The sequence below is a fragment of the Shewanella sp. A32 genome (genome assembly GCF_029167175.1).
Lineage (GTDB): Bacteria > Pseudomonadota > Gammaproteobacteria > Enterobacterales > Shewanellaceae > Shewanella > Shewanella yunxiaonensis.
Window position 1 is genome coordinate 146,832 of the sequence record NZ_JARFTS010000007.1, and the last position, 18,871, is coordinate 165,702.

Annotated in this window: 18 protein-coding genes; 10 read left to right on the forward strand and 8 right to left on the reverse strand. The window is 49.5% G+C overall.

Going from position 1 to position 18,871, the window contains the following annotated elements; translation table 11 throughout:
• Positions 1-56: 56 nt before the first annotated feature.
• Together arfB and aroQ are read left to right on the forward strand one after the other, a co-directional pair.
• Positions 57-473 (forward strand): alternative ribosome rescue aminoacyl-tRNA hydrolase ArfB, encoded by a 417-nt coding sequence (gene arfB, locus PY479_RS07890; protein WP_212594565.1) that lies wholly within the window; start codon positions 57-59, stop codon positions 471-473.
• 83 nt (positions 474-556) lie between these two features.
• Positions 557-997 (forward strand): type II 3-dehydroquinate dehydratase, encoded by a 441-nt coding sequence (gene aroQ, locus PY479_RS07895; RefSeq protein WP_275483427.1) that lies wholly within the window; start codon positions 557-559, stop codon positions 995-997.
• Between the two features lie 116 nt (positions 998-1,113).
• On the opposite strand, the gene PY479_RS07900 is transcribed toward aroQ, so the two are convergent.
• On the reverse strand, positions 1,114-1,581 hold the full coding sequence (locus PY479_RS07900; protein ID WP_275483428.1) for a hypothetical protein: 468 nt from the start codon (positions 1,579-1,581) through the stop codon (positions 1,114-1,116).
• A gap of 175 nt (positions 1,582-1,756) precedes the next feature.
• Here PY479_RS07900 and ubiD point away from each other — a divergent pair, with 175 nt between their 5' ends.
• Entirely contained in the window at positions 1,757-3,238 is a 1,482-nt protein-coding gene (gene ubiD, locus PY479_RS07905; RefSeq protein ID WP_275483429.1) for a 4-hydroxy-3-polyprenylbenzoate decarboxylase, read from the forward strand.
• Positions 3,239-3,279: 41 nt separating this feature from the next.
• Complete coding sequence (gene fre / locus PY479_RS07910) at positions 3,280-3,978, forward strand: NAD(P)H-flavin reductase (protein WP_275483430.1); 699 nt, start codon at positions 3,280-3,282, stop codon at positions 3,976-3,978.
• Positions 3,979-4,026: 48 nt separating this feature from the next.
• Here the strand turns inward: fre and pncB are convergent, their stop codons facing one another.
• Positions 4,027-5,304: a nicotinate phosphoribosyltransferase gene (gene pncB / locus PY479_RS07915; protein ID WP_212594570.1), complete on the reverse strand. Its 1,278-nt coding sequence runs from the start codon at positions 5,302-5,304 to the stop codon at positions 4,027-4,029.
• 2 nt (positions 5,305-5,306) lie between these two features.
• Positions 5,307-5,942, reverse strand: coding sequence for a nicotinamidase (locus tag PY479_RS07920; protein ID WP_275483431.1), 636 nt, complete (start codon positions 5,940-5,942; stop codon positions 5,307-5,309).
• 512 nt (positions 5,943-6,454) lie between these two features.
• Between PY479_RS07920 and PY479_RS07925 the strand changes: the two genes are divergently transcribed.
• The gene (locus tag PY479_RS07925; protein WP_275483432.1) at positions 6,455-8,347 is read left to right on the forward strand and encodes a methyl-accepting chemotaxis protein; all 1,893 of its coding nucleotides are present in this window, start codon (positions 6,455-6,457) and stop codon (positions 8,345-8,347) included.
• A gap of 53 nt (positions 8,348-8,400) precedes the next feature.
• Here the strand turns inward: PY479_RS07925 and PY479_RS07930 are convergent, their stop codons facing one another.
• The gene (locus PY479_RS07930; RefSeq protein ID WP_212594573.1) at positions 8,401-9,201 is read right to left on the reverse strand and encodes a PhzF family phenazine biosynthesis protein; all 801 of its coding nucleotides are present in this window, start codon (positions 9,199-9,201) and stop codon (positions 8,401-8,403) included.
• 242 nt (positions 9,202-9,443) lie between these two features.
• On the opposite strand from PY479_RS07930, the gene PY479_RS07935 reads away from it, so the two are divergent.
• Positions 9,444-10,928: a diguanylate cyclase gene (locus tag PY479_RS07935; RefSeq protein WP_275483433.1), complete on the forward strand. Its 1,485-nt coding sequence runs from the start codon at positions 9,444-9,446 to the stop codon at positions 10,926-10,928.
• Positions 10,929-11,010: 82 nt separating this feature from the next.
• The gene (locus PY479_RS07940) at positions 11,011-11,532 is read left to right on the forward strand and encodes a GNAT family N-acetyltransferase (RefSeq protein ID WP_275483434.1); all 522 of its coding nucleotides are present in this window, start codon (positions 11,011-11,013) and stop codon (positions 11,530-11,532) included.
• Here the strand turns inward: PY479_RS07940 and PY479_RS07945 are convergent.
• The gene (locus PY479_RS07945) at positions 11,529-12,236 is read right to left on the reverse strand and encodes an oxidative stress defense protein (RefSeq protein WP_275483435.1); all 708 of its coding nucleotides are present in this window, start codon (positions 12,234-12,236) and stop codon (positions 11,529-11,531) included. The two genes, PY479_RS07940 and PY479_RS07945, sit on opposite strands and share 4 nt — an antisense overlap.
• 196 nt (positions 12,237-12,432) lie before the next feature.
• On the opposite strand from PY479_RS07945, the gene rimO reads away from it, so the two are divergent.
• On the forward strand, positions 12,433-13,884 hold the full coding sequence (gene rimO, locus PY479_RS07950) for a 30S ribosomal protein S12 methylthiotransferase RimO (protein WP_275483436.1): 1,452 nt from the start codon (positions 12,433-12,435) through the stop codon (positions 13,882-13,884).
• A 67-nt stretch (positions 13,885-13,951) separates the two neighbouring features.
• On the opposite strand, the gene PY479_RS07955 is transcribed toward rimO, so the two are convergent.
• Positions 13,952-14,167, reverse strand: coding sequence for a ribosome alternative rescue factor ArfA (locus tag PY479_RS07955; protein WP_275483437.1), 216 nt, complete (start codon positions 14,165-14,167; stop codon positions 13,952-13,954).
• A 335-nt stretch (positions 14,168-14,502) separates the two neighbouring features.
• Between PY479_RS07955 and PY479_RS07960 the strand changes: the two genes are divergently transcribed.
• Positions 14,503-15,135 (forward strand): hypothetical protein, encoded by a 633-nt coding sequence (locus tag PY479_RS07960; protein WP_212594579.1) that lies wholly within the window; start codon positions 14,503-14,505, stop codon positions 15,133-15,135.
• Positions 15,136-15,175: 40 nt separating this feature from the next.
• Here the strand turns inward: PY479_RS07960 and pmbA are convergent, their stop codons facing one another.
• Positions 15,176-16,519: a metalloprotease PmbA gene (gene pmbA / locus PY479_RS07965; protein WP_275483438.1), complete on the reverse strand. Its 1,344-nt coding sequence runs from the start codon at positions 16,517-16,519 to the stop codon at positions 15,176-15,178.
• A gap of 158 nt (positions 16,520-16,677) precedes the next feature.
• Here pmbA and yjgA point away from each other — a divergent pair, with 158 nt between their 5' ends.
• A complete protein-coding gene (gene yjgA / locus PY479_RS07970; RefSeq protein ID WP_212594581.1) occupies positions 16,678-17,208 on the forward strand; it encodes a ribosome biogenesis factor YjgA in 531 nt (176 codons plus the stop codon).
• 200 nt (positions 17,209-17,408) lie between these two features.
• On the opposite strand, the gene PY479_RS07975 is transcribed toward yjgA, so the two are convergent.
• On the reverse strand, positions 17,409-18,497 hold the full coding sequence (locus tag PY479_RS07975; protein WP_275483439.1) for a hypothetical protein: 1,089 nt from the start codon (positions 18,495-18,497) through the stop codon (positions 17,409-17,411).
• Positions 18,498-18,871: the final 374 nt, after the last annotated feature.

Below are 18,871 nucleotides of genomic sequence, written 5' to 3' on the forward strand. Positions count from 1 at the left end.
TAGTGATAGACTGGCACGCTGATTATTCCTCACTGTTTTTATCACAAACTGTGCCCATGATTACAATTTCTAACCGCCTACAAATTGCCGAGCAGGAACTGGAGTGGCAGTTCATCCGGGCAAGCGGCGCCGGTGGGCAACACGTGAACAAAGTCTCCACTGCGGCGCAGTTGATCTTTGATATCCATGAGTCATCGTTACCGGATGACTATAAAACCAAACTGCTGGCACTCAGTGATCACCGCATTAGTCCCAGTGGTAAAATCATCATCAAATGCCAACAGAGCCGCAGTCAGGATGACAATCGCCAACAAGCATTAGCACAATTTTGTGAGTTGCTGTTGAGTGTAACGCGAGTACAGAAAAGACGCATTGCCACCAAAGCTACCAGAGCCAGTCAGATCCGGCGGGTAGATTCAAAAAAGAAACGTGGTGCGGTTAAAAGTATGCGCCAGGAAAAGATCCGCAACTAACGCTGGAATGAGAGTCGACAAATGCCGCCGGATTTGCTCAAATCAAGCACAGGCGCCAATGCTAAGGCCAAGGAACATCACCAATGAGAGACAAAGCAAAAATACTGCTGCTGAACGGACCGAATCTCAATTTATTGGGCAGACGGGAACCGGAAATCTACGGCTATCAGACCTTAAACGACATTGTGACTGAACTGATGCAGCAAGCATCAGATGCCGGATTTACGCTGGAACATCTGCAATCCAATGCAGAATTTCAGTTAATTGATGCGATCCACGCAACCGATGCGGCATTTGTGGTGATCAATCCCGGCGGTTTTACTCATACCAGTGTTGCCCTACGTGATGCGCTATTAGGCGTAGATTTACCGTTTATCGAAATCCATCTGTCCAACATTCATGCCCGTGAACCTTTTCGGCATCACTCTTATCTGTCAGATAAAGCGAAAGGAGTCATTGTCGGTCTTGGTGCACAGGGTTACAGCTTTGCCCTCGCTGCGGCGATTCGCCATCTGCAACAATAACTTAGCGTGGGTGATGTACGACATCACCCATACCGCTACCAAACAGCCACGGTTCGCCCCAGATCACATCAAATGGCGTCAACACGCGGCAGAGGTTCGAACATCCTGGTACCATTTTAGTGATCCGCCACACCTACCGGCACATACTGCTGAATACTCCATTCGAAGCGATAAAGTTGCCCCTGCCACTGATATAGCGTCCCGCCATCTTGCTGGATAACTCTGGCATTAGCGGGCAATTCACTACGCGTTTGCACGCCGCTATCCTGTATCCGATAGCCAGTAGATACCGATTGCGGCAGCACTGTGACGGCAGAAGGCTGCTGAGCAACCGGCGCTGGCGCTAGCACTGGCTGCAGTGGTGGCGCAATATAAACTGGTTGTTGCTCACGATAACTGTCCAAGATCCAGGGTGTGAGCCACAAGGCGGTCAGCCCCAGCGTCCACCCCCAATGATCGTGATGCGTGTGCCCGTAATGTATCGGTCGACCATGCGCTGAGGTTGCCGGAACACTGACAATACTGAATAGCACGGCACACAGCATCGCTATGTACCAGCGTTTATTTGTATGAAATGCCAACATACCACCTCCTACAACAGTGCATTGCTAATTTAATCATATGCTACTCCTGCTGCAGTAGCCATGCACGGGTGCAGACCAAATGTTGCCCACTTTTCGGCGCCAGCAGTTACCCCAACTTAATAAAAATGCTATAGTGCGCGCCATCACATTTTTTCAGCGTCGGGCATAATTCCATATGAGTTTTAAGGATTTACGCAGTTTTCTCGATCACCTTGAAAGTCAGGGTGAGCTGAAACGTATCAGCCATCCCGTTGATCCGCATCTTGAAATGACAGAAATCGGTGACCGGGTATTACGTCGAGGTGGACCGGCGCTGTTATTTGAAAATCCTGTCGGTAAGTCGATGCCGGTATTACTGAACCTGTTTGGTACTCCGCGACGGGTCGCCATGGCACTTGGCAAAGATGATCCCATGGCATTACGGGAAGTGGGCGAACTGCTTGGCTTTTTAAAAGAGCCTGAACCACCACGAGGATTCCGCGATGCGTTGGACAAGCTGCCGTTGTTCAAACAAGCGCTGAATATGCCCCCCAAATCAGTGCGCAAAGCGCCGTGTCAGGAAGTCGTCATCAGTGGTGATGCGGTAGATTTGACCCAGTTTCCAATCCAACATTGCTGGCCAGGAGATGCCGCGCCACTGGTCACTTGGGGACTGACCATTACCAAAGGTCCACGGCAGAAGCGACAAAACATTGGGATTTACCGGCAGCAATTACTTGGCAAAAACAAATTGATCATGCGCTGGCTATCACATCGTGGTGGGGCGCTCGATTTTAAAGATTTCACCGAAAAATTCCCTGGAGAGAAATACCCGGTCGTTGTGGCACTCGGTGCCGATCCGGTTACAATTCTTGGCGCGGTAACGCCCGTTCCCGATACCATGAGTGAATACGCCTTTGCCGGACTGTTACGCGGTGAGCGCACTGAAGTGGCGAAAGCACTGACCTGTGATTTAGAGGTTCCGGCCACCAGTGAGATCATTCTGGAAGGTTACATCGATCCGACAGAAACAGCGGTAGAAGGCCCTTACGGCGATCATACCGGCTATTATAATGAGACCGATACGTTCCCGGTATTTACCGTCACACACATTACGCATCGCCGAGACCCGATTTACCACAGTACCTATACTGGCCGGCCACCCGATGAACCGGCCATGTTAGGGTTGGCCTTAAATGAAGTGTTTGTGCCAATTCTGCGCAAACAATATCCGGAAATCGTCGATTTTTACCTGCCACCAGAAGGGTGTTCCTATCGCATGGCAGTAATATCAATGCGCAAACAATATCCGGGGCATGCCAAACGGGTAATGATGGGCGCCTGGTCTTTCCTGCGGCAGTTTATGTACACCAAATTTATCGTGGTCGTCGATGATGATGTTAACTGTCGCGACTGGAAGGATGTGAGCTGGGCGATTACCACCCGGATGGACCCGATCCGCGATACCGTGCTGGTAGACAACACCCCGATTGATTACTTGGATTTTGCCTCTCCGGTATCGGGGTTAGGTTCCAAGATGGGCTTAGATGCTACCAACAAATGGCCGGGGGAAACCCAGCGAGAATGGGGTACGCCGATCAAGATGGATGCCGAAGTACAGCAAAAAATTGATCGTATATGGGAACAGTTGGGTATTGATGATACCCCGACGTTGTAACTGTGACACACCGGCCTGGACCGGTAGATGAAGGTAAGCCGATGAACAGCATTCGCTGCAAAATTGAAAAAGTGACGCCCTTTAATGACGCCGTATATCAGGTACAGTTGCGTCCAGAACTTCCCTTTGCGTTTGCCGCAGGACAATACCTCAGTATCGTCATGGGTGAAACAGATAAACGTCCATTCTCGATTGCGTCCGCTCCCGGCTGTGAACTTCTGGAACTGCACATTGGGGCAGCGGTAACTGAAAACTATCCGATGCAGGTGGTCGAGCGCTTAAAAAGCAGTGAAGCCATTGATATTGAAGCTCCGGCGGGTGACGCATTTCTGCGGCATCAGAGTGACAGACCACGTTTGCTCATTGCCGGTGGCACCGGGTTTTCTTATATCAAAAGCATTGTAGAGCAGCAAATCGCCCTGGGTCAGCAGATTGAGACTAGCTTATACTGGGGTTGTCGTACACCTGAAGCCATGTATTACCAATCTATTGCCCGTGAATGGCATCAGCAATTTCCGTGGTTGCATTTTGTGCCAGTGGTTGAACAGGCCCCCGCTGACTGGCAAGGCAAGACCAATCTATTGCTAGCACAGCTTAAAGAGGACTTTATCAGTCTGATCGGTTACGACATCTATATTGCTGGTCGCTTTCCGATGGTCGGGGCTGCGCGCGAAATGTTCCGCGACATGGGGGTTGAAGAAGAACATCTTTACGGTGATGCCTTCGCCTTTATCAAGTAATGCCGCCACGCTATTAAAGAAGCCCGCATTAGCGGGCTTCTTACATTATCAGGTACTCTTGCCTTCGGTGTAGACAGGATCGCGGTCGTCTATCAATTTATCCCGTTCAAAAAACTGTGCCAGCACTTTGGCTTGCGCGTGTTCATCCACCTTAAATACCTGCATCAAATAACGCAGGAAATTTTCGTCATCACACATGGTCTTACCGGGCGTGTCAGAGATTTTCGCCACCGGTTGGCCGTTCAGTTGGGTCAGTTTCATCACGATATTAATTGGCTCGTTGACAAACATGTCGCCCATCAACCAAGTGCCGATCCCAAACGAGGTATTAATACGGCCGCGGAAATGCCGGTAAATTTTCACTGCGCGCTCAAAGTCCAGGGCATCCGAAAATACCAATCGCTTGTATTGCGGATCCACATCCAGTTCTTCCAAGCGCTTAATAATTTTTTCGCCCCAAATGATCGGATCGCCACTATCGTGACGGAAGCCGTCGTAAAGTTTGGCCAGATAACGGTCGAGATCGCGACAGAACGCATCTACGCCAATCACGTCAGTAAGCGCTACACCCAGATCGCCACGATATTCCTTGACCCAGTTTTCCAATGCCATCTTCTGACTATCCACCAGCCGATAATTCATTGCCTGGTGACTCTGCAGCCATTCATGCGCCATGGTGCCCTGACATCGCAGGTTCAATTCCAGCGCCAAATGTGGATTGGAAGTCCCCGCAAAGTTGTCAGGTAACTGCTGTTGTAACTGGGTGAGGATCTGTTTCTGCGCCCTAAAACTAAAACGTCGGCGAGTCCCAAAATCAGTAAACAGGAAATCACTGAGATCTACCTCATCGCCGAGCCGTTCCAGCATCGCGATTTTTTGGCTGGTAGCGGCGGCAATGGCTTCACAATCAACTTCCGGATAACGGGTGCGGTTACGGATTTCCGATACCAATGCTAATACCGGGATCTCCATCGGCGATACATGCATCAGCGGCCCGTGAGCCTCAATCACCAGTTGGCCATCGATAGCACTAACCTTAAGGAATTTGGGATTGAAACGATATAACCGCAAAAACTCCAGATAGTCAGCCTTCAGAAAGGGATATTTGCGCAGATGCGCCAACTGTTCTTCAGAGGCACTGCAATCAACGAGCTGTTCAAAGGCTTCTTGCAGTGGCTTCACATAGGCACTGAGATCTTCATTACTGCGGCAGCGAAAGGTCCAGCGAGATTGGGTGGCAGGTTGCTGATGCAGATATGCCTGTTGCATCGTCAGTTTATAAAAGTCGGTATCCAGCAAACTCTGAATCGCCGGTTCTCCAAACATAATCAATGGCTCCCATTGAGTGTGGCAGCCAACACCTGACTGTCTTTCACCAGAATAATACCGGCCTGTCGCATTTCCTCGCAGGCGGCATCAGCACCCTGCGCGCTAATCGCCCGACAAGCGGCCAGATTCAAATAGACCTTAAAACCGGCCGCCGCCAGCTGTAATGCTGTGGTTTTGACACAGAAATCTAAGGCCAGACCACCAACGATAACGGTGTCGACGGTTTGGCATTTCAACCATTCAATAACGCCAGTTGAAATACGCCCGGCCAGATCATGATAACAAGCACCATAAGGATGCATGGCCGTTTCGACGCCTTTGTACACCAGGAAATCGTACTCGGCTGGCGCAGGTAATCCTGGGATCAATTCAAACCCTTCAGTACCGGGCTCAGCGTGGCGCACCCAAGTCAGATCAGCATCTGGATAATCCAGCGGCTGCAACATTTGCTCATGACTGGCAACTACCCATTTCGCCGCAGCGCAATGGGCATCTTTGGACGCGACCCTTAACTGCGCGAGTTTTGCCTGGGCATTGAGTTCCGCAGCTATTTCATCGCCACCAACGACAGGTAACTCATTAGGACATAAAGGCGTAAAGGTGCGTTGAGCATCGACATCAAAAGCGGCAATCATAGGTAAATCCCGTTCAAAAACCGATAACGGCACTATACCAAATGTACGCGGCGGCTCTAAGCAATAATGGCAACTGCTGGGCATAAAACTGCTTTATCTGCAAAAAGGTTTCAATCATTGCCAAGGCAACTTATCTGCAAATGCTCATAAGCAGTTAACTCAATAAATAATCTGGCAAATTGCCAAACATCAATCACACTTTAGGTTGCCGCAGCCGCGGTAACTTTCCAAATCCAATCCCAAAGGTACAACTAGATGAAAATTGCTTCCATCCAGGGAAAAATTGCAACTGTGGCAGGGATATGCCTTTTGGGTTCCGCTATCGTACTAATCGGTTATGCGCTGTTCTCCGCCAAGAATACCGAGTCTTTGGTCTCCGCTCGGGTTAGCCCGTTGGTCGAAAAGCAAGCCAGTGAGAGCCTGCAAACACTGGCAGGTGAACGGACACCATCGCCACTGAATTTGAACATGCACTCGATATTTCTGGGACACTTGCCAGCAGTTTTGAACTGGTGCATGCCAATTCCGGCGCAGTACAACTCAGCCGTCGCAGTGTTAATGAGATACTGCGCAATGTGCTCACCAAAAATAAAAATTTAAATGGCACATATAGCTGTTGGGAACCCAACGGACTGGATGGGCGTGATAGCGATTTCATCGGTAGCGAAGATGGCAACAATCCGCAAACCGGCAGGTTTACACCTTATTGGACCCGCAACGCACAAGGTAATATTGCCGTGCAACCGTTGGTTGAATATGACACTGACAGCCGCCATCCAAACGGCGTGTTAAAAGGGGGCTGGTACAGTACCCCCCGTTCAACCTTACAGCAGAATGTCCTCGATCCGATCCCATATATTGTTCAGGGCAAACAAGTCTGGCTGGCCACTATCTCGTCCCCTATCGTATCTAACGGTAAATTCTATGGCGTCGTCGGGGTCGATTATGACCTGACGTTCGTGCAAACACTCACTAATAAACTGCAACAGGAACTCTATAGCGGCAGTGGCAAGGTCTCCATTATCAGCTATCAGGGACTCTTGGTCGCCAGCAGCAGCCATGCGCAGGATATCGGCCAGCCACTGTCAAAGATAATGTCGTCTGATCAGGCAGATTCATTGATAAAACAAGTACAACAGGGTGAATCTCGGGTCTGGAGCGATAGTGAAAATATGAGTGTACTTGCGCCGATCGTCATGGGTAACACTGGCAAACCCTGGGCAGTAATGATCTCAGTGCCAAAAGCTCAGGTCCTTGCCGAAGCTTTAGCTCTGAATGATGAACTCAGTGCCAACAGTAAAAGCACTACTACTTGGCAATTTGTGGTTGGCATCGTGGTGACATTGCTGGCACTGGCCGCCTTATGGGTTGCCGCTGGCAATATTGCCCGACCTATTCGCCGCGCCGTCGATTTGGCACTGACCATCAAGGACGGGGATTTTTCGCAGAAAATGGAGCATAAATCTGCCGATGAAGTTGGTCAGCTTTCCAGCGCACTCAACCAGATGTGCACCAGCCTGTTACAACGTGCGATGCTGGCGAAGCAGATCAGCGAAGGCGACCTCACCGTTGATGTAGCGCTGGCGTCTGAACGTGATCAGCTCGGATTAGCGCTGCGGGAGATGGTTAGCCACCTGAGTCAACTGGTCAGTCAAATCCAGCGTAGTGCCGACAGCATTGGTAGCAGCTCGTCCCAAGTGTCGCATCTTAGCGAAGTGTTGTCAGATGGTGCGATGCAATCAGCTTCCTCGATCACACAGATGGGGGCGGCGATGGTTGAAATCTCCAGCCAGACGAATGCTAATGCTGACAATGCGGATAAAGCTAATCGTATCTCCCGCGAGTCAACGACCGCTGCCGAAACAGGCAGCGAACACATGGGCGAAATGGTGGCGGCGATGGAAGCCATCCATGCATCGGGTGAACGCATTCACCAGATCATTAACGCGATTGATGAAATTACTTCTCAAACCAACTTGTTGGCATTGAACGCAGCCATTGAAGCAGCCCGTGCGGGCGACGCAGGTCGTGGCTTTGCCGTGGTGGCAGATGAAGTCAGACAACTCGCCAAACGCAGTGCCGATGCGGCCAGTGATGCCGCCAAATTGATTGATGAAAGTTCCGCTAACACCCAATCCGGTATTGAGATCTCCAGACGCACCGCCGAAGCTCTGGAACAGATCCGTCGTAGCACCGGCGAGGTATCAGAACTGGTTGCCAGTATTACCATTGCGTCTGAGGAGCAGGTTCAGGGGATTAATGAAACCACTACCGGATTGAATCAGGTCGATGGTGTTACGCAGCGTAACAGTGAAAATGCCCGCGATTGCAAAAATTCCGCAGCAGAACTATTGCAGGAAGCCACGCAACTGAAGCAGTTATTGCAGCGCTTCAAAGTAAGGTAATCGGATCGGACATTATGAGGAACCCGTCGCAAGACGGGTTCCTTTTTTATGGGTTATACCGTCATGGTTCCCTGCAATATCGTCACTGCATCGCCACTTAACGTGACCCGACCATGCGCTTGCAGCTGCATCCGCACTACGCCGCCACGAACAGAAGCCTGATAACCAGTCATGGTCTCAAGCCCTAATTTTTGGCCCCAATATACTGCCAGCGCACAGTGTGCAGAGCCGGTTACTGGATCTTCGTTCACCCCAACCCAAGGTGCAAAATAGCGACTGACAAAATCTTCGGGCCGACGCCCCGCTATCGCTGTCACCACAATCCCTCTTCCAGGGATATTTTTCAGGGCAGTGAAATCAGGAGTCAGAGCCACCACCGTTGCTTCTTCGGTAAGTTCCAATAACAGCTTCTGGCCAAATGCGGCGCTGGCAATCACATCCGCAGGTTTCAGCGACAGGGCTTGCAACAACGTTGGCGGTAGTGGCACTTGATAATCCAAAGTCGCCCGCGGAAAATCCATCGTCAATTGCGATTTTTCTGCAGTCACGATAAGGGGTCCGGAAAGTGTATGGAACACAACGCTCGTTCCCGGCGTTAGTAGCCCTTGCTGCCGTAAAACATGGGCGGTGGCTAAAGTCCCATGACCGCAGAGAGCCACTTCAGTATCAGGAGTAAACCAACGCAGACGCCAGTCATCCAGACTGAGAAAAGCCGTTTCCGATAACGCCATTTCATTGGCCACTGACTGCATCAGCGATACATCCAGAGGGGCTTGGGTAATACATACTGCAGCCGGATTGCCTTTGAAGGGCTGAAGCGTAAAGGCATCTACCTGATAAATATCCAAATCCACGAATTATTCCCCCTAGCGGTTGTCACTAAACAGTAGTGCAATTCAACGACTTAATGACGGCGTGTTCAATCACGGTTAGCACCTTATGACAGCTGCAATAGCAAACGCTGCCAGTGCTGATAACGGAAGTGAACGAATTTAAAGGTAACAATCTTGTTATCAGCCGATAAAACCGGCACTCTGTATCTAAGTTCCAGCGTCTGGCCGCCAAAGCCCGACCTCAAGGCCCTCAGAGTATAGACTTGCAGCAACCTCCTTCACAAAATATGGAGTTCGAGCCGCCACCAGGAAAGGTCTGGATATATACCACATTGGTACGTTGGCCAGTGTTGAGCGATCTGTTACTGATCCTTATGTGGCTGTTGCTCTGGCAGGTGTCATCCTTGATGGAATATGAGCCCCACGCCAGCATCTGGTTTCCGCCTGCGGGGGTGACATTTTCAGCGATTTTATTGCTGGGCATTCGGGCGATTCCCGCCATTGCCTTTTGCTGCATCGCCGTGACTTTTTGGGAGGATGCAAATTATGCCACCCATTTGCCAGTCCATCAGTTATTAGAAACCAGCGCCCTGTTTGCGCTGGCACATATCTCGGCCTATACCCTAGGTGCCAGCCTGCTTAAGTGGTTAATCAGCCATCGGGATCACCATCAGCTGCCCTCGTTATTGCTGGCATTTACGCTCATTGGACCCGCATCGGCATTGTTGGCCAGCTATCTCACTCAGACAGCGTTAATGATAAGTGGCGTAGTACAAAACTCGCCTGAAAGTCACCAGTTGTGGTTGCCGCTATGGGTGGGAGATCTGTTAGGCATTATCGTACTCACGCCACTGATGCTCGGCATCTTACGCAGAGTATACCCTCGTTGTGGCGGTTGGGTGAGTGAGCTTGGGTTACGACAAACTCCGGGCTCAGTTTGGGAATTTGTGCTGAAACTCTTGAGTGCGGCGGTGCTGATTGTGGTAGTAATGATGCTCACCGCGGCATTTCACATAAAGGAAATGGCATTTGCCATTTTTTTCCTGAGTATTCCGCAGATGTGGATTGTTTACACGGAAACACCATTTCGTAGTGGAATAAGTATTGCGTTGATGAGCTGCTTAACCGCGGTAATGATGAAATATCTCGCACTGGGTGAAGACGCGCTCATTTTTCAATTTTCCATCAGTGTCCTCGCCGCCAGTAGCTATTTTGGCTTACTGATCCCCGTGCTGGCCTCCAGCAACAACCGATTGCGGGAACTCACCCGTAAAGATGTTCTGACGCAAGCCTATTCCAGGCAGCATTTCTTTCCCCAGGCGGAATTAGAGATCCAACGTGCGCGCTATTACCGACACCCCATCTCACTGGTGGTATTTGATATTGACCATTTCAAACAAATTAATGACCGATTTGGTCATTCCATTGGCGATATTGCGTTAATTTCGCTGGCAAATTTAGTGGCATCGCAGTTACGTCAGGCTGATATGTTAGGGCGATTTGGCGGTGATGAGTTTTTGTTGCTATTGCCTGGCAGCGATATCAACGATGCGATCGCCACCGCTGAACGCTTAAGAACCTCATTACCACAGATACAGATAAATGGCTTGCACGCTCCCATCACCGGCAGCTTCGGCGTGACGGAAATCGGCAGTGAAGACACCATTACCTCCGCATTTGAAACCGCCGACAGGTTACTGCTGGAAGCCAAACGCCAGGGACGCAACAAAGTGTTAAGTCCTAGCTAAATAGACGTTTTCCCTGGTTTCGACACTGCTTAGCTGTGGCATAATAGCAGCCACACTGGGCACAGTCCCATCGGAGACCGCTATGCAACTCATTCACTGCAACTATGCCCAACATGGCAGTGCAGTTCAGCAGATTTTTAATTTTGCCATCGCCAACACCACGGCCCTCTACGAATACCATCCACGAGACAATCAACGCATTGCGCAGTGGTTTGCCGCCAAAGAGAGTGGCCATTGGCCGGTGATTGCAGCGGTTGATGACGCCGGTGAACTGTTGGGCTTTGCTAGCTACGGACCGTTTCGGGGTTATCCCGCTAACAAATACTCTGTCGAACATTCCGTGTACGTTGCACCTGAACACTACGGCAAAGGAATTGCTACCGCACTGATGCAGCGTTTAATTGCACTGGCGACAGAACAACAACTGCATGTGATGGTCGGTGCCATAGATGCCGCCAATACTGCCAGCATCGCTCTGCACCAAAAACTAGGATTCAGTCACTCGGGAACCTTACCGCAGGTTGCCTTTAAATTCGGGCGTTGGCTGGATCTGGCCTTTTACCAACGGCTACTGCCAACCCCCGCAGCCCCCACTGATGATTAATCCTTCAGCTTATAACTGACCTCAACCCGATCGCTGAAAGTCACTTTGCCATACTGGTAACTTTGATTTTCAGCGCTGTCCATCATGGCTTTGCGACTGACACTGAGCACCGGCATTGGCGTCTGATCAAAATAGCGAATCGACCAGATACCATCGAGTTTGGCACCGAATCCGGTCGCCAGCGCCTCCGCCTTATGTTTAGCATCACTTATCGCCGCCGCTCGCGCTTGCAGGCGCATGGTTTTTTCCTGACTGGATTTCAGACTGATCTGTCGCACGCTGTTAATCCCTTCCTGCAGCGCGTTATCCAGCACCGGATTCAGCTGCTCAATCGGGACTTCTAAGGTCACAGAGCGACTGGCGCGATAGCCCGACAACTTTGCGTCACCGCCGCGCTCCGGATAGACATATTGCGGCTGCAAGTTGAGATTGGCACTGCTGATTTTATCTTTGCTGACCCCTGCCTGCTGCAATCGTCCGATAAATGCCGCAACCGCTTTATCCGCCTGCTGTTTAGCGTCGGTGGCTTGTTCCGCCTTAATAACCACCTCCACCGTGACATCCGCTAGATCCGGCTCAACTTCAATCTGACTCACGCCTACCGTTTCCAATAACGGCCGCTCTTGGGCTCCGACATCATCTGCCAGACTCAGCATTGGCAACACCAATGCTAATGCCAATCCCGGTAACATCGCCTTGTTCATCAGAGTGTTCCTTTGGTTGTAAATCCGGTGTCTACGCTAGCAAAGCGGTGATATTTGGCAAGTGCAATCAACGACTCATTCAGCTGCGCTTCAGGGTGTTTTTTAATCAACTGATCTGTACCTTTTAGCTGGCTGCGGTATAATCGCCGCCTTCTTCGCCGGGGCACACCCGGCGGCGTTTTAACAGCACAGCGGAATGCCAATCTTGAAAAATCCTGTAGAAACTTTTGACCCCAAACAGACCACCACACTGGAAACACCGGCCAAGACACTGGCGCAGACCACCGTGGAGTCTGACGCTACCGCTGGCGGTAATCGTATTGGTTTTGTCAGTCTGGGTTGTCCCAAGAACCTGGTGGACTCAGAACGCATTCTGACCCAACTGCGCATTGATGGTTATGAAGTCACCAATACCTACGATGATGCCGATTTGGTGATTGTGAACACCTGTGGCTTTATTGATGCGGCGGTGGAAGAGTCGCTGGATGCGATCCGCGAAGCACTGGAAGAAAACGGCAAAGTATTAGTAACTGGTTGCCTCGGTGCCAAAGAAAATCAGATCCGCGAAGTCCATCCTGATGTGCTGGAAATTACCGGCCCACATAGCTATGAAGCGGTTCTGAATCATGTGCATAAATACGTGCCGAAGCCAGACCATAATCCGTTTACCTCGCTGATCCCACAGACCGGCGTCAAACTGACCCCCAAGCATTACGCCTATCTGAAAATTTCCGAAGGCTGCGATAACCGCTGTACTTTCTGCATCATTCCTTCACTGCGTGGCGACCTCGACAGTCGCGATATCGGCAGTGTGCTGGACGAAGCCAAACGCCTGGTAGAAAGCGGCGTCCAGGAGATCCTGGTGGTGAGTCAGGACACCTCCGCTTATGGCAAAGATAAAGCCGGGCGCACCGGGTTCTGGAACGGCATGCCGGTTAAACAGAACATCACCGAGCTGGCAAAGCAGCTTGGTCATATGGGGGTCTGGATCCGCCTGCATTATGTTTACCCTTATCCTTGGGTAGATGAGCTGATCCCGCTGATGGCACAGGGCTTAATCCTGCCTTATCTGGATCTGCCGCTGCAACATGCCAGCCCACGCATTCTCAAACTGATGAAACGCCCGGGGCGCATTGACCGTCAGTTAGAGGCCATCCGTAAGTGGCGCGAGATCTGTCCAGATCTGGTGATCCGTTCTACCTTTATCGTGGGCTTTCCCGGCGAAACTGAAGAAGATTTCCAGATGCTGCTGGATTTCCTTAGAGAAGCCCGATTGGATCGTGTTGGCTGCTTCAAATACTCAGAAGTGGAAGGCGCTGCTGCCAACAATTTGGGTGAAGAATTAATCAGCGAAGATGTGAAAGAAGACCGCTATGCCCGCTTTATGGAAGTACAGGCGGAAATCAGTGCAGAACGGCTGGCGCGCCTGGTGGGCCGTGAGCTGGACATTCTGATCGACGATGTCGATGAAGAAGGTGCCATTGGCCGCTGTTATGCAGATGCCCCCGAAATCGACGGCATGGTGTTTATTAATGATGAAACCGAGCTGCAACCGGGGAACTTGGTACGGGCAGTAATCACGCACTCTGATGAACATGATCTGTGGGCCGAGCTGGTTGATATGCCAGATGAAACAGAAGCCGAATAAACGATAGCGTTAGAAGGAAGCGTGCCTCAGGGTGCGCTTTTTTTATGATAAAAATTGATAGTGGCCGTTAGTTAAGCCGCCCATAAAAATCAGAAGGGGCATAGCCCTTGTAAGCTTGCCCCTTCTGGTTGCGTTGTTTGCGTTGAAATGCGCCTTTGCCTTTTTTGGCTTTTTCCGTCCGGCAGCGAAACAGTTGACTGGTCACCAATGCCTTCAGCGCATTGTCTTTGATTTCGCCGCGGCCTACATCATGTGCCGGCAGCATTTGTACATCTTTTGCCATATTGGCTCCTATTGCTTACTGTCACCCATTGGACCTAGCTAACAGCCGATTGTTCAAAATCGCGCAAATAATACCCAATTTTTCCTAAAACACCAGCAGTTTACCGGACAAACTGCAACGCGTCATTTTGGAACAATCGCGACCTTATTACCCGTCGGCGACTAAATGGTTGTTAAAAATATTCATTCTGATGGCACATTCCGGACTGTATTTCTCTCGCCGCTTGTTTTAAATTGGACAAACAGATTAAACGATCCAACAGAGATCGCTGGGTTTTTCTGCAAAGCTGCAAGAAACGAACTCAATAATTACTTTCGATTAAAGGTTCATAATTGATGGCCGTTGGCATTAAAGGATTACTACGCTGCAGTTTGTTGTGCTTGTGTCCCCTCACCGCATGTTGGTGGCTGCCAGCCCATGCGGTTCCGGTCAGCATTCCCCCATTGATGACCGCAGCAGAAATGCTGACCCAACTGAATCAGCGCTTAGTGCATACTAAAAACGCCCCCGCCACACTTGGACATTGGTGCCACAGGCAACTGGCGGACACTGCAGAATTAACGGTTGAACAGGAAGATAAACGCCAACGTCAGGCACCTGCGGATGTCTATGATACGCTTAAAATTTCGCCATCAACCCCCGTCAATTACCTGAAACAACGCTTTATTTGTGGCGGTAAGGTCATCGCCGTATTTGATCATTGGTATCGCACCGATTTGATGACGCCAGCAATGACGAAAACGCTCGCTGAGCACAACAAACCGCTGGGAAGCATTGCCAGGGATGCGGGCTTTTTCCGCCGTAGTTTGAGCAATAACCCTTTATGGCCGGATGAAGGGGCATTGCCCGTATTTGTGCTGGAACATCAAGCGGTGATTTACCGCAGTGATAACACGCCGTTTAGCCTGGTTCAGGAACACTATACCCGGCAGTTGTTGCCAAGAGCGCAGCAGTTAGACCCCTACTAAAAAGGGCGCCAATCGGCGCCTTTTCCTTCACATTCAAGTATTAACTACCGGCAATCTTCATACTGTCGAGCAGGATAGCCCCAGTACGAATTGACGAGCGCATTTCGCGATCGCTAGAAACTGCCTGAATGTTGCGGTACATATCCCGCAAATTGCCCGCAATGGTGATCTCTTCAACCGGGTAACAGATTTCACCCTTTTCCACATAGAAACCGGCAGCACCGCGAGAATAATCCCCGGTTACCGTGTTCACACCCTGCCCCATCACCTCAGTGACGATCAACCCTTTATCCATAGTGCTGATCAGCTCCTGAAAACTCTTACCACTATCACTCACGGTCCAGTTATAGATACCACCGGCATGACCGGTATTCTCCATACCTAGCTTGCGAGCCGAGTAACTGGTCAGGAGATAACTCTGCAACACGCCCTGTTCAACAATGAAACGATCGCGAGTCGCGACCCCTTCACTGTCATAGTTGGCGCTGGCAAAGCCACCTTGTAATTTGGGCTGTTCCTGAATTGCCAGCCATTCGGGAAAAATCGGCTGGCCCAAGGCATCCAACAGAAAACTGGATTTACGGTAAAGTGTCGAGCCACTGATAGCGCTGACCAAGTGCCCCATCAAACCAGTAGCGACATCGGCGGCAAACAGCACGGGCAGATTTCCCGTGGCGATTTTGCGGCCCCCCAGGCGACTTAGGGTCTTGTTGGCAGCACTGACACCCACTAAATCGGCCGCCAGCATATCGTCAAACTGACGCGCTACCGTGTAATCGTAATCACGCTGCATATCGCCGTTATCATCACTGCCAATCACAACACAACTGAGGCTGTAGCGACTGCTGCAATACCCGTGCAAAAAGCCATGGCTGTTGCCATAAACCCGCACGCTATTGTGGGCGTTAGCCGAAGCACCGTCGGAATTAGTAATGCGCTTGTCGCGACCGAGCGCAGCGGCTTCGGCAGCAATCGCTAATTGTGCCAGTTCTTCCGGAGTCGTATGTCGCGGATGATACAACTGCAAATCCGGAAACTCGGTCGCCATCAGCGCTTTTTCTGCCAAGCCAGAGGCGGGATCTTCGCTGGTATAACGGGCAATGCTGTCTGCGGCTTTTACCGCTTCGCGAATCGCTTCGGCGGATAAATCCGAAGTCGAAGAGTTGCCCTTGCAACCGTCGCGATACACGGTAATACCGAGGGCGCCGTCTTTATTAAATTCGACGGTCTCCACTTCCTGCAACCGCGAGGAAACACTCAATCCCTGTTGTTTACTGATTGCTACCTCAGCAGCGTTCACGCCCAACCCTTGGGCAAACTCCAGCGCCATAGCGACTGCATCTTTCAGGGACTGCAGTTCACCATCAATAAAATTTGCAGACACAACAATACTCTTCTTTGAAGACATGTTGCCTAGCATAACAAACACTGCTGATATTCGCAGCGCAAACTGGCAATCAAACGGTAAAAATCCACCACAAGACGCGCCTCAGCGACAATGTTACAATTAGCAGCAGTAGCCAAATAGAGATGTTAAGTGCCATGAAAATCGTCGATGACTCCGAAAAAATGAAACAGCCCTATGACGATGATGAGAATTACGTCAGTAAATCCGCCCTCAAGCGGGAAAGTACCGCGGCGCAGGAGCTGGGAAAGCAGCTCCTGGGATTGAGCAAAGGTCAGTTAGAACGTATACCGCTGGATGAGACTATGCTGGATGCACTGGCATTAGCCAAACGCATTAAGGTCAATACCGATTCCTATCGGCGGCAAGTGCAATATATTGGCCGACTGATGCGCGATGTTGACCTGGACGCCGTCAAACAGGCGTTGGATAAAGTAACGAACCGTTCCAACCAAGTTGCCGCACAGGATCAAATTACTGAAAAACTGCGCGATAAACTGCTGGCAGAAGGTGATGAGGCCATTCAGCAACTACTGGATGAACAACCACATCTGGACAGACAGAAACTCAGACAGCTGGTGCGTCAGGCCAAGAAAGAGTTAGAAAAGACCCCAGAGTCAAAATCTGCGCGAGAACTGTTCCAGTATCTACGTCAGGAAATCGAATAGTCATAACGCCGGCAACTGCCGGCGTTATGCTGCTTGATCGCCAATAAATCACAGCCTAGTGGCGGTACCGCCAAAATAGCTATCTTATTTTTGCCCCTTTATTAGTTACACCCCTAAGTTCAAACAGTGATGTTGAGGTCACTTTGATATACAAAAAGTAATGAACAACAAAAGAAAAAAGCTGAGCAAATTTGTTCACACTATTCAGTTAGCATGAGCTTTGCTTTAAGAAACGTAAGTTTGATGTCATCAGTTTTGGTGAACTTGAACTTACCGTCAGTAGAAGCGTTAAACCTTTCAAAATAGTATTCAAGTAGCGGATCATACCTGCCACCGTGAACCCAAGTGTAGAACTTACCAAGTTCATAACGTAACTCTTTATCAAGTTCAGATCTTATTCTCAGCTCAATATCGTTTGCTAGGTCAACGATGTTCATTTCTTGAAGATTCGTCTTAATCTCTTCAATCAGAGGTAGGAGGGATTCTTTATACTTATTAGCCAATGGTACAAGGTCAGCATCAGTTACTTCCGCTTCAAAAATCATAATCAGGTCGTCAATCTCCCCGTTATAGTAATCGTTATCTAATCGTTTTTCTGACTCAGTACGAAGAACATATAGTTGTTCTAAAGGATCTGATTTAGTCTCAATTTTTTCTTTTGAAATTTTGTGTTGATACTCAACAAACAGCGTTTCAATCCTATCAGCAATAACATCAAGATACTCATATCGAATTCTGAGAAATTCCAGCAGCTCATTGATATTGAGGTTTAACGTTAGGTCTTCTTTACCCACATCTCGACTGTACAAATGAACACTCAAATCGCCATTGTTGAAATGACTTTGAAATGGCCAACTTGCGAAACGCTTTGAGTTTTCTTGATTAAGGTTTACGGGGTGAGCACCGAAACACGCCCTGATAGTTTTAAAATAATTATTATCATCTTCATTAGCGAAGAGGCGATCTTTGAAACATTTCTTTTCACCATAAAACGGATCTTTCTTATCAGTTATAAACACTCGATGGAGTTGTTTTATCGACTCGAAAATAAGGTCTATTGAAGAGATCAGAGAATAGACCTGCATACATCTACTGTCTATGTTCTTGTCAAACTCAGGCGCATTTTCTAAGTGGCGAACAGAGACAGAGATCCAATCCATAGCAGAGCAAACGAGGTTAAAAAGATTCTTACCACCTTTATCTTTGTATATTTGATACACAAAGCTAGAGTTTGAGTTAACTAAGTCTCGAAAATCACTGATTTTATCGTCACTAACAACATTTCTCATTCTCTAATCGTCTTCTAACCAATTGAAAATATTATGAAGAATGGCAAAAATGATAGTGATAGTTCTTCAATTCATCAACTTCTTCTTTGATTTGAAGTCAAGTGATACGCTGGGTTTTGTCACTTGAACGATGAGGATCTCTAGCCAGTTGTATTGCTCGACATTATCCGAAGACAAATAGAAGAATTGAACCTCGAAGTAGCTTTTATCCTAGAACGTGCTGAAGCTGGTCTCCGCAAACTTGTGATTTAGGCCAACACGCCTTTGTCATTCCTTTTTAGCGGTGTGACTTCAAGCTGTAGTTGCCCCCACCAAAACGGACAGCTTAACTCGCCACTTTAAGAGCTCGATACTCTCTAGGTGACATCATTTTC

Bases quoted from the DNA above. Each gene is read 5' to 3' on its own strand.
- arfB (WP_212594565.1), top strand. From the start codon at position 57: ATGATTACAATTTCTAACCGCCTACAAATTGCCGAGCAGGAACTGGAG.
- aroQ (WP_275483427.1), top strand. From the start codon at position 557: ATGAGAGACAAAGCAAAAATACTGCTGCTGAACGGACCGAATCTCAAT.
- PY479_RS07900 (WP_275483428.1), bottom strand. From the start codon at position 1,581: ATGTTGGCATTTCATACAAATAAACGCTGGTACATAGCGATGCTGTGT.
- ubiD (WP_275483429.1), top strand. From the start codon at position 1,757: ATGAGTTTTAAGGATTTACGCAGTTTTCTCGATCACCTTGAAAGTCAG.
- fre (WP_275483430.1), top strand. From the start codon at position 3,280: ATGAACAGCATTCGCTGCAAAATTGAAAAAGTGACGCCCTTTAATGAC.
- pncB (WP_212594570.1), bottom strand. From the start codon at position 5,304: ATGTTTGGAGAACCGGCGATTCAGAGTTTGCTGGATACCGACTTTTAT.
- PY479_RS07920 (WP_275483431.1), bottom strand. From the start codon at position 5,942: ATGATTGCCGCTTTTGATGTCGATGCTCAACGCACCTTTACGCCTTTA.
- PY479_RS07940 (WP_275483434.1), top strand. From the start codon at position 11,011: ATGCAACTCATTCACTGCAACTATGCCCAACATGGCAGTGCAGTTCAG.
- PY479_RS07945 (WP_275483435.1), bottom strand. From the start codon at position 12,236: ATGAACAAGGCGATGTTACCGGGATTGGCATTAGCATTGGTGTTGCCA.
- rimO (WP_275483436.1), top strand. From the start codon at position 12,433: ATGCCAATCTTGAAAAATCCTGTAGAAACTTTTGACCCCAAACAGACC.
- PY479_RS07955 (WP_275483437.1), bottom strand. From the start codon at position 14,167: ATGGCAAAAGATGTACAAATGCTGCCGGCACATGATGTAGGCCGCGGC.
- PY479_RS07960 (WP_212594579.1), top strand. From the start codon at position 14,503: ATGGCCGTTGGCATTAAAGGATTACTACGCTGCAGTTTGTTGTGCTTG.
- yjgA (WP_212594581.1), top strand. From the start codon at position 16,678: ATGAAAATCGTCGATGACTCCGAAAAAATGAAACAGCCCTATGACGAT.
- PY479_RS07975 (WP_275483439.1), bottom strand. From the start codon at position 18,497: ATGAGAAATGTTGTTAGTGACGATAAAATCAGTGATTTTCGAGACTTA.